Source organism: Pseudomonas sp. NPDC087817, from assembly GCF_044742875.1.
Taxonomy (GTDB): Bacteria; Pseudomonadota; Gammaproteobacteria; order Pseudomonadales; family Pseudomonadaceae; genus Aquipseudomonas.
Map to the genome: position 1 here is coordinate 1 of NZ_JBIUVJ010000103.1, position 10,288 is coordinate 10,288.

General features: G+C 61.0%; 9 protein-coding genes. All 9 read left to right on the forward strand.

Annotation, left to right across the window (positions count from 1 at the left end):
* A partial coding sequence (asd, locus tag ACIONG_RS28745; protein WP_401304274.1) for an aspartate-semialdehyde dehydrogenase occupies window positions 1-894 on the forward strand: 894 nt, incomplete at its 5' end.
* A gap of 273 nt (window positions 895-1,167) precedes the next feature.
* Window positions 1,168-2,178 carry an aspartate-semialdehyde dehydrogenase gene (locus ACIONG_RS28750; RefSeq protein WP_401304276.1) on the forward strand — a complete coding sequence of 337 codons (1,011 nt, stop codon included), beginning with the start codon at window positions 1,168-1,170 and terminating at the stop codon, window positions 2,176-2,178.
* A 208-nt stretch (window positions 2,179-2,386) separates the two neighbouring features.
* Window positions 2,387-5,035: a FimV/HubP family polar landmark protein gene (locus ACIONG_RS28755; RefSeq protein ID WP_401304278.1), complete on the forward strand. Its 2,649-nt coding sequence runs from the start codon at window positions 2,387-2,389 to the stop codon at window positions 5,033-5,035.
* Between the two features lie 273 nt (window positions 5,036-5,308).
* Window positions 5,309-6,133, forward strand: coding sequence for a tRNA pseudouridine(38-40) synthase TruA (gene truA, locus ACIONG_RS28760; RefSeq protein ID WP_034152768.1), 825 nt, complete (start codon window positions 5,309-5,311; stop codon window positions 6,131-6,133).
* A 65-nt stretch (window positions 6,134-6,198) separates the two neighbouring features.
* The gene (locus tag ACIONG_RS28765; RefSeq protein WP_401304280.1) at window positions 6,199-6,825 is read left to right on the forward strand and encodes a phosphoribosylanthranilate isomerase; all 627 of its coding nucleotides are present in this window, start codon (window positions 6,199-6,201) and stop codon (window positions 6,823-6,825) included.
* 204 nt (window positions 6,826-7,029) lie between these two features.
* Entirely contained in the window at window positions 7,030-7,950 is a 921-nt protein-coding gene (gene accD, locus ACIONG_RS28770; RefSeq protein ID WP_103304867.1) for an acetyl-CoA carboxylase, carboxyltransferase subunit beta, read from the forward strand.
* Window positions 7,947-9,254, forward strand: a complete 1,308-nt coding sequence (gene folC, locus ACIONG_RS28775) for a bifunctional tetrahydrofolate synthase/dihydrofolate synthase (protein WP_401304283.1) — start codon at window positions 7,947-7,949, stop codon at window positions 9,252-9,254. The genes accD and folC overlap by 4 nt, the downstream gene beginning before the upstream one ends.
* A complete protein-coding gene (locus tag ACIONG_RS28780; protein ID WP_103304869.1) occupies window positions 9,238-9,894 on the forward strand; it encodes an SPOR domain-containing protein in 657 nt (218 codons plus the stop codon). The genes folC and ACIONG_RS28780 overlap by 17 nt, the downstream gene beginning before the upstream one ends.
* A gap of 98 nt (window positions 9,895-9,992) precedes the next feature.
* The coding region (locus ACIONG_RS28785) for a CvpA family protein (protein ID WP_401304286.1) at window positions 9,993-10,288 on the forward strand (296 nt) is incomplete at its 3' end.

The following is a 10,288-nucleotide window of genomic DNA, read 5'->3' on the forward strand; positions in this document are numbered from 1 at the left end:
GGCGGCGACTACACCAGCGAAGTGATCCCGAAGCTGCGCGAAGCTGGCTGGCAGGGTTACTGGATCGACGCGGCCTCGAGCCTGCGGATGAACGATGACGCAGTGATCATTCTCGATCCGGTCAACCGCAAGGTCATCGACCAGCAACTCGACGCGGGCACCAAGAACTACATCGGCGGTAACTGCACCGTCAGCCTGATGCTGATGGGCCTGGGCGGTCTGTTCGAAGCCGGTCTGGTTGAGTGGATGAGCGCCATGACCTATCAGGCGGCTTCCGGTGCCGGCGCGCAGAACATGCGTGAACTGATCAAGCAAATGGGCGCGACCCACGCCGCTGTCGCTGATCAACTGGCCGATCCGGCCAGCGCGATCCTCGACATCGACCGTCGCGTTGCCGAGGCCATGCGCAGCGATGCGTACCCGACCGAAAACTTCGGCGTTCCGCTGGCCGGCAGCCTGATCCCGTGGATCGACAAGGAACTGCCGAACGGCCAGAGCCGTGAAGAGTGGAAGGCCCAGGCCGAGACCAACAAGATCCTCGGTCGCTTCAAGAGCCCAATCCCGGTCGACGGCATCTGCGTGCGCATCGGCGCCATGCGTTTCCACAGCCAGGCGCTGACCATCAAGCTGAACAAAGACGTGCCGATCGCCGATATCGAAGGGCTGATCAGCCAGCACAACCCTTGGGTCAAACTGGTGCCGAACCAGCGCGAAATCAGCATGCAGGAGCTGAGCCCGACCAAGGTCACCGGCACCCTGAATGTTCCGGTCGGCCGTCTGCGCAAGCTGAACATGGGTTCGCAGTTCGTCGGTGCCTTCACCGTCGGCGACCAACTGCTGTGGGGCGCAGCCGAACCGCTGCGTCGCATGCTGCGGATTTTGCTGGAGCGTTGATCGCTTGATGCAATGAAAGAACCCGTGCCTTGTGAGAGGTGCGGGTTTTTTTATGCCTGGGATTCTCGGGTGCCTGTACAGGCCTCATCGCTGGCAAGCCAGCTCCCACAGTGATCGGTGTTTTCCACAGATTTTATGCACACCACAAAACCTGTGGGAGCTGGCTTGCCAGCGATGGGGACGGCACAGGCGCCACAAATCCCGGCAGAAATTGCCTGTGCGCCAGTCACCCGGTAAAGTGCCGCTCCCCCCGTTTCGCCAGAGGCTCGCACCATGACCCAGACCCTAGATATTGCCGTGATCGGCGCCACCGGTACTGTCGGCGAAACCCTCGTACAGATTCTTGAAGAGCGCGACTTCCCGGTCGGCAATCTGCACCTGTTGGCCAGCAGCGAATCCGCCGGCAGTTCGGTGCTGTTCCGCAACAAGAACGTGCGTGTGCGTGAAGTCGACGAGTTCGATTTCAGCAAGGTCAAACTGGTGTTCTTCGCCGCCGGCCCGGCGATCACCCTGAGTTACGCCGCGCGTGCCCATGCCGCCGGGTGCTCGCTGATTGATCTGTCGGGTGCTTTGCCGGCCGATCAGGCGCCGCAAGTGGTGCCGGAAGCCAATGCCGATGTGCTCGCTGGTTTGAAAGCGCCGTTCCAGGTCAGCAGCCCAAGCCCGTCGGCCGCCACGCTCGCCGTGGTGCTGGCACCGTTGCTCGATCTGATCGACCTGCAATACGTCAACGTCACCGCCAATCTGGCCGTTTCCGCTCAGGGTCGCGAGGCCGTCACCGAACTGGCGCGTCAGACTGCCGAGCTGCTGAACATGCGCCCACTGGAGCCGACATTCTTTGATCGGCAGATGGCCTTCAACCTGCTGGCTCAGGTCGGTACGCCTGACGCGCAAGGCCACACGCTGCTGGAAAAGCGTCTGGTGCGCGAGCTGCGCCAAGTGCTGGCGCAGCCTTTATTAAAGATTTCCGCAACTTGTGTTCAAGCCCCGGTGTTTTTTGGCGATAGCTTTAGCGTGACCTTGCAGTCAGCGCTGGCCGTCGACCTGGAAAAGGTCAACGCCGCACTGGAAGACGCACCCGGTATCGAGCTGGTCGAAGCCGGCGATTATCCGACCGCAGTCGGTGACGCGGTAGGGCAGGACGTTGTCTATGTCGGTCGGGTGCGCAGCGGTGTCGACGACCCGGCGGAACTTAATCTGTGGCTGACGTCAGATAACGTACGCAAAGGCGCCGCCCTTAACGCTGTGCAGGTGGCCGAATTGTTGATAAAAGACCTGCTGTAAAAGATACTTGGCAACAATTTGTCGACTGATTCTAGGTGAGCGCTATGCTTGCCCGCAGCACTCGATAACGTTTCACCCTCCGGGACTTTCCGGGGCATCAAAGAAATGATCGCGCGCGACATCTGTCGTCGTCGCGCGCAATGCCTTACGGCAGCGGTATTCAACATCTTCTCGCTGGCCGAGGAACGTTCAAACAAAGGATGAGGCTATGGTTCAAGTTCGCAAACTGGTGTTAGCAATAGCGGCCGCCTCGGCGCTGTCCTCCGGTATGGCGCATGCCCTCGGGCTCGGGGAGCTGACCCTGAAGTCGACCCTGAACCAGCCGCTGGTGGCTGAAATCGAGCTGCTCGACGTCAAGGATCTCACCGCTGCCGAAGTGGTGCCGAGCCTGGCTTCCCCTGAAGATTTCGCCAAGGCCGGCGTTGATCGCCAGGCCTTCCTCAACGATCTGACCTTTACCCCGGTGCTCAACGCCAGCGGCAAAAGCGTGCTGCGCGTCACGTCGAGCAAGCCGCTGTCGGAACCGATGGTCAAATTCCTCGTGCAGGTAATGTGGCCCAACGGCCGTCTGCTGCGCGATTACAGCGTGCTGCTGGATCCATCGAAGTTCTCGCCGCAGACCGCTGATGCGGCCGCGCAACCGGCGCCGTCGCAGACTATTGCCGCGCCGACCACGGGCGCCACGCACCCGACTCAATACACCACAACGCCACGCGACACTTTGTGGGAAATCGCCGCGAAGGCGCGCACCGGCGGTTCAGTGCAGCAGACCATGCTGGCAATTCAGGCGCTGAACCCCGATGCGTTTATCGGTGGCAACATCAACCGGCTGAAAACCGGTCAGGTGTTGCGTCTGCCCGATTCGGTGCAAAGCACTGCGCTGCCGCAAACCAAGGCAATCGCTGAAGTCGCGGCGCAGAACGAAGCCTGGCGTCAGGGCCGTCGTTACGTGGCCAAACCTGGCACCGGTCAGCAGCAGCTCGACGCGACCAAGCGTGGTCGCGCCAACACCGGCGCCGCGCAGAACACCAGCGACAACCTGAGCCTGGTCTCCGCCGAAAGCGCCAAGGCGCGTGGCAAAGGCCCGGCGGGCGACGCCAAGGCGTTGAGCAACAAATTGGCGGTGACTCAGGAAAGCCTCGACACGACTCGTCGTGACAACGAGGAACTGAAAAGCCGCATGTCCGATCTGCAAAGCCAGTTGGACAAGCTGCAAAAACTGATCGAGCTGAAGAACAATCAACTGGCGAAGATGCAGGCTGAAGGGGCGGGCGCTGCGCCTGCTGCGAATGCCGCTGTTGCACCGGTTCCGGCGATTACCGCTGAACTGGCCGCAACACCGCCAGCAACGCCGGCAGAAGCGGCCTCGCCGACGCCAGAATCCGCCATTGCGCCGCCGGTCGATACACCCGCTGAAACGCCGGTGGTCGAGCCTAAGCCTGTGGTTGATGACGAGAAAACGTTCAACGAACTGCTGACCAATCCGATCCTGCTGGGTCTGATCGGTGGTGGTGCCGTGGTTCTGCTGCTCTTGCTGTTGCTGCTGGCCCGTCGCCGCAAGGCCCAGCAGGAAGCCGAGAAGCATCTGCGCATGGCTCGCGCCCTGTCTGAAGAGCAAGAATTCTCCGCCGAGCAGGATCTGCCGGAAAGCAGCTTCGAAGGTCTGGAAACCCCGGCCGCCAGCGTCAAGCTCAATACACCGGCTCCTGCTCCAACTCCAGCTCCGATCGTTACGCCAGTGGTCATGGCTGAACCGATTGCCGCGCCACTGGTGGCCCCGGCCGCCGATCGCTCGGATGACGTGCTGGACAAGGCTCAGTCGCACATCAATGCCGGTCGCTTGAATCAGGCGGCTGCGCTGCTGGAAGAGGGCGTCAGCCTTGAGCCGCAGCGTAGCGATCTGCGCCTGAAGCTGATGGAAGTCTACGGTCAGCAAGGCGATCGCGATGCGTTCGTCGGTCAAGAGCGTCAACTGGTTGCCAACGGCGACAACTTCGCCAAGGTCGAAGAGCTGAAAAGCCGCTTCCCGGCCATGGCTGTGGTGGCTGCTGCCGGTCTGGCTGCCGCTGCTGTCGCTGCCGAGCTGGACGCACAGTACGTCAAGGACTTGCTGCTGGATGAGCCGGAAGTAGCGGAGCCCGCTCCGTCGCCGGTCGAAGATGATCTGGACAGCGCGTTCGACCTGAGTCTGGACGATCTCGACAACATCACCCCGGTCACCCCTGAGCCCGTGGTCGAACCGCAAGCGCCAGTCGAGCTGGACGAGTTCCCGTCGGACGATGACCTGAGCTTCGAGTCGGTGCTGCAACAGCAGACCGAGATCAAGGAGAATCTGGACGATCTGTCGGACTTCGACCTGGATCTGGATCTTGGTGCCGAGCCAGCGCCAGCGGTTGATCTGGCGGACGATGACTTCCTGCTGGATCTGGACGAAGGTGTTAAGGATCTGCCGCCAGTCGAGCCGCCGGTCGTCGCTGACGTGCCGCAGGATGATCTGGAGCTGCCGGCCGACTTCGATCTGTCGCTGGCCGACGAAATGGACAGCAATCCTGCGGCTGAACCTGATGCGTTCGCTTCTGAACTGGATGACGTCAACGCTGAGCTGGATCGTCTGTCGCAAAGCATCGCCGAGCCGACCTTTACTGAAGCTGATGCGGCTATCGGTGATGATCTGGGCGAAGACGATTTTGACTTCCTCGCGGGTACTGACGAAGCCGCCACCAAGCTCGATCTGGCCCAGGCCTACATTGACATGGGCGACAACGACGGCGCGCGCGACATCCTCAACGAAGTGTTGACCGAGGGTGACGAGAAGCAGCGTGGCGAAGCCAAGGAAATGCTTTCGAATCTGGCTTGATTCAGCGGTAACAAAAAAAACGGCAGCCATTGAGGCTGCCGTTTTTGTTTGGGCTGGATGCTGTTTGCCTGAGCTATCGCCATCGCTGGCAAGCCAGCTCCCACAGTTTTGGCGGCGCACGCAATTCCTGTGGGAGCTGGCTTGCCAGCGATGGCGCCAGATCAGACGACAGAGAACTCTCTGGCATCCACTGACCACGGCCCTATAATGCTCGCCTTTGCAAAAACAGCAGGCTGTCTCACCTTGGCAAACATAGATAACCCGGCCGCCGAAATGGCGCCCGACGGCTTTTACCGCGTCGCGCTTGGCGTTGAATACAAAGGCTCGCGCTACAGCGGCTGGCAGCGTCAGTTGACCGGCGTAGCCACGGTGCAGGAAGAGCTCGAGAAGGCCTTGTCGAAAGTCGCCAACTCGCCGGTCTCGCTGCAGTGCGCCGGGCGTACCGACGCTGGTGTGCACGCCTGCGGCCAAGTGGTGCATTTCGATACAACGGTTGATCGTTCGCTGAAAGCCTGGGTCATGGGCGCCAACATCAATTTGCCCCACGACATCAGTGTCAGTTGGGCGCGAGTGATGCCGGCGCATTTCCATGCGCGGTTCAAAGCCATCGCCCGGCGTTATCGCTACGTGATCTACAACGATCAGATTCGTCCGGCGCACCTCAACGAAGAAATCACCTGGAACCACCGCCCGCTGGATGTCGAGCGCATGGCCGAGGCCGCGCAATATCTGATCGGGACCCATGATTTCAGCGCCTTCCGTGCCGGCCAGTGCCAGGCCAAGTCACCGATCAAGAAGATGCACCACCTGCGCGTGACCCGCCACGGCAAGATGATCGTGCTCGACATCCGCGCCAACGCTTTTCTGCATCACATGGTGCGCAACATTGCCGGTGTGCTGATGACCATTGGTGCCGGCGAGCGACCGGTCGAGTGGATGAAAGAGGTGCTGGAGAGCCGCGAGCGCCGCTCCGGGGGTGTGACAGCGCATCCTTACGGGTTGTATCTGGTGCAGGTCGAGTATCACGACGAATTCCCGTTGCCCGAGCGTTTTATCGGGCCACATTTCCTTACGGGTTTCTCCGAACTTGACGGCTGACGCCCTCGAACGCTTTTGTTACCATCCGGGACTTTCCCGGATTTTACCTTGGAGTTTTTCTCGACATGTCAGCCGTTCGCAGCAAGATCTGCGGGATTACCCGCATAGAAGATGCGCTGGCAGCCGTCGAAGCCGGGGCTGATGCGATCGGGTTCGTGTTCTACGCCAAGAGTCCGCGTGCGGTAAACGTGCAGCAGGTGCGAGCGATCATCAAGGCGTTGCCGCCGTTTGTGACTACGGTGGGCCTGTTCGTCAACGCCAGTCGCTGTGAGTTGGGCGAGATTCTCGATGCCGTGCCACTGGATCTGTTGCAGTTCCACGGTGATGAATCGGCAGAGGAGTGCGAAGGCTGGCATCGTCCGTACATCAAGGCGCTGCGAGTCAAGGCCGGCGATGACATCGCTGCGGCCGTCGATGCATACCCAAGCGCCAGTGGCGTGCTGCTCGACACTTATGTCGAAGGCGTGCCCGGCGGAACCGGCGAGGCCTTCGACTGGTCTTTGATTCCGCAAGGTTTGAGCAAGCCATTGATTCTGGCGGGCGGTCTGACCCCGGAAAATGTCGCAGACGCTGTGGCCCGGGTGAAACCCTACGCCGTCGACGTCAGTGGCGGGGTAGAAGCGAGTAAAGGCATCAAGGATCACGTGAAGGTTCGGGCGTTCATCGACGCCGTACGCAAAGCTCCATATTGATGTGACGGCTGGCAGTCTGCCGCCGTCCATCAATGCACTTGCACAAAGCAGGCGCGGCTGAGGGTTTGTGAGCAGTACGCAGGTCATGTTTCGCGCTGACCGTGGCTGTTCACCCATCATCGCCACACACATGAATTTAGCTGAAGGGCATACGCGGGGCTGCGAACCAGAGCGTTCGGGCCGCCGGTACTGGAGAAAGAAAGCATGAGCAACTGGTTAGTAGACAAACTGATCCCTTCGATCATGCGTTCGGAGGTCAAGAAGAGCTCGGTGCCTGAAGGTCTGTGGCACAAATGCCCGTCCTGCGAGGCTGTGCTGTACCGTCCGGAGCTGGAAAAAACCCTGGATGTTTGCCCAAAGTGCAACCACCACATGCGCATCGGCGCACGTGCACGTATCGACATCTTCCTCGATGCCGAGGGTCGCAACGAACTGGGCGCCGATCTGGAGCCGGTTGACCGTCTGAAATTCCGCGACGGCAAGAAGTACAAGGATCGCCTGACCGCTGCCCAGAAGCAGACCGGCGAGAAAGATGCGCTGATCTCCGTCAGCGGCACCCTGCTGGGTATGCCGGTGGTGGTTTCGGCGTTCGAATTCAGCTTCATGGGCGGTTCCATGGGCGCCATCGTCGGCGAGCGCTTCGTTCGCGCTGCCAACTACGCGCTGGAAAATCGTTGCCCGATGATCTGCTTCGCCGCTTCTGGCGGTGCGCGCATGCAGGAAGCCCTGATCTCGCTGATGCAGATGGCCAAGACTTCGGCTGTGCTGGCGCGCCTGCGTGAAGAAGGCATTCCGTTCATCTCCGTGCTGACCGACCCGGTCTACGGTGGTGTTTCCGCCAGTCTGGCGATGCTCGGTGACGTGATCGTCGGTGAGCCGAAAGCCCTGATCGGCTTCGCCGGTCCGCGTGTGATCGAGCAGACCGTTCGCGAAAAACTGCCGGAAGGCTTCCAGCGCAGCGAGTTCCTGCTGGAACACGGTGCGATCGACATGATCATCCATCGTCAGGAGCTGCGTCCGCGCCTGGGTAACCTGCTGGCACAAATGACCGGCAAGCCGACGCCGAAATTCGTCGCCGCGCCGATCGAGCCGATCGTCGTTCCGCCGGTGCCTGCCAACGTATGATCGAGCGCACCCTTGGCGAGTGGCTCGCCTACCTGGAGCAGTTGCATCCGTCCGCCATCGACATGGGCCTGGAGCGTTCGCAACAGGTAGCGTCCCGCATGGGGCTGGGCCAGCCGGCGCCTCGGGTGATTACGGTCACCGGCACCAACGGCAAGGGTTCGACCTGCGCGTTCGTGGCTTCATTGCTGCGCGCGCAGGGCCTGAGCGTTGGTGTCTACAATTCCCCGCACCTGCTGCGTTATAACGAGCGGGTGCAGCTCAATGGCGTCGAAGCCACTGACGCGCGGCTGTGCGAAGCCTTTGCTGCGGTCGAGGCCGGGCGCGGCGAAACCTCCCTGACTTACTTCGAAATGGGCACCCTGGCGGCGTTCTGGCTTTTCCAACAAGCCGGACTTGACGCCGTGGTGCTGGAAGTCGGTCTGGGTGGGCGTTTGGACACGGTCAACGTGGTCGATGCCGATATCGCATTGGTTACCAGCATCGGCGTTGATCACGCCGATTATCTGGGTGATACCCGTGAATCCGTGGCTTTCGAGAAAGCCGGGATTTTCCGCCATGGCAAACCGGCCTTGTGTGGTGACCTCAATCCTCCGCAACCGTTGCTCGACAAGGCGCGGGAACTGGCTTGCCCGTTCTTCCTGCGCGGGCGTGATTTCGATCTCGGTATCACCGATCAACATTGGCAGTGGCGCGGTATCGACGCGCAGGGTCAGGTTGTCGAGCTGCACGATTTGCCGCTGCTCGATCTGCCGATGGAAAACGCCGCGCTGGCGTTGCAGGCCTATCTGTTGCTCGGTTTGCCATGGGAGGCGCAACAGATTATTGCGGCTCTGCAGGGGACTCGCGTAGTCGGACGTCTGGATCGCCGTTCGTTCGAATTCGATGGCAAACGCCTGAACCTGCTGCTGGATGTGGGTCATAACCCGCACGCGGCGGAGTATCTGGCCCGCCGTCTGGCCTCGCGACCTCCGGTCGGCAAGCGTCTGGCGGTGTTTGGTCTGCTGGCGGACAAGGATCTGGATGGTGTTATCGGCGAGTTGAATGCTAGTGTCGAGCACTGGGCCGTAGCGCCGCTGGATTCGCCGCGCGCTCGTCCGGTTGCAGAATTAGCCGCCGCATTGCAGAACCTTGGCGCATCGGTCACGTCTTACGACAGTGTTGCCGCCGCTCTGGAAGGGCAGTGTGCAGTCGCAACCAGTGACGACGAGATTCTGTTGTTCGGATCATTTTATTGTGTCGCCGAGGCCCTTGAATGGCTGGCCCGGCGCTCCACGGAGGAAGCGGCAAATGGCTTTGCTGGATAAAGCGTACAAGCAGCGCATGGTCGGTGCCCTGGTGCTGGTGGCGCTGGCGGTGATCTTCCTGCCAATGCTGTTTTCCCGCCAGGATGAGCAGCGTCAGGTGACTGTCGATGCGCCCGCCGCGCCGCACGCACCTGTCGTGCCGCAAGTGCAGATGGAAACCGTGGCCGTTCCCGAGCCGCAGGCCTTGCCGCAAGAGCCGGTGCCGACGGATGAAGACGTCGCAGAAGACACTGCGCCTGCTGTCCCGGTTGCTCCGACGCCAGCGCCCGCTGCCCCCATCGCGATCGTCAAACCTGCAGCGCCGCCTGCGGTGGCCAAGCCGATTCCGGCGCCTGCGCAGCCTATCGCCGCTGCATCGTCCAGGCCTGACACCACGCAAAGTCGCGTCGATGCCAACGGTCTGTCGGTCAGCTGGTCGGTGCAACTGGCCAGCCTGTCGAGTCGCGCCAGTGCTGAAAGCCTGCAGAAAACCCTGCGCAGCCAGGGTTATAACGCTTACATCCGTTCTGCCGATGGCAAGAACCGGGTGTTCGTCGGTCCACTGATCGAGCGCGCCGAAGCCGATCGTCTGCGTGATCTGTTGGGTCGTCAGCAGAACCTCAAGGGTTTTGTCGTGCGCTTCCAGCCCGAGCGCGGCTGAAAACTATCACTTCGATTGAAATGCACTGAAAATCGCAGCTTACCGACAGCCATGCGCTCTGCTAAAATGCGCCGCCTTATCCGTCTGTAGGCTGCACTGTGCCATTTACCTGGGTTGACTGGGCGATCGTTGCAATCATCGCCATCTCCGCTTTGATCAGTTTGAGCCGCGGCTTCGTCAAGGAAGCACTATCGCTGGTGACCTGGATCATCGCAGGAGTCGTCGCCTGGATGTTCGGTGGCTCACTGTCCGAGTACCTCGCCGGATATATCGAAACCCCATCGGCTCGCGTGATCGCGGGCTGTGCCATCATGTTTGTCGCCACACTGATCGTGGGCGCAATGATCAATTATCTTATCGGCGAGTTGGTTCGCGTCACCGGGTTGTCCGGGAC

Coding starts and splice junctions, on each gene's coding strand:
- accD (WP_103304867.1), top strand. CDS start 7,030: ATGAGCAACTGGTTAGTAGACAAACTGATCCCTTCGATCATGCGTTCG.
- folC (WP_401304283.1), top strand. CDS start 7,947: ATGATCGAGCGCACCCTTGGCGAGTGGCTCGCCTACCTGGAGCAGTTG.
- ACIONG_RS28755 (WP_401304278.1), top strand. CDS start 2,387: ATGGTTCAAGTTCGCAAACTGGTGTTAGCAATAGCGGCCGCCTCGGCG.
- ACIONG_RS28780 (WP_103304869.1), top strand. CDS start 9,238: ATGGCTTTGCTGGATAAAGCGTACAAGCAGCGCATGGTCGGTGCCCTG.
- ACIONG_RS28765 (WP_401304280.1), top strand. CDS start 6,199: ATGTCAGCCGTTCGCAGCAAGATCTGCGGGATTACCCGCATAGAAGAT.
- ACIONG_RS28750 (WP_401304276.1), top strand. CDS start 1,168: ATGACCCAGACCCTAGATATTGCCGTGATCGGCGCCACCGGTACTGTC.
- truA (WP_034152768.1), top strand. CDS start 5,309: ATGGCGCCCGACGGCTTTTACCGCGTCGCGCTTGGCGTTGAATACAAA.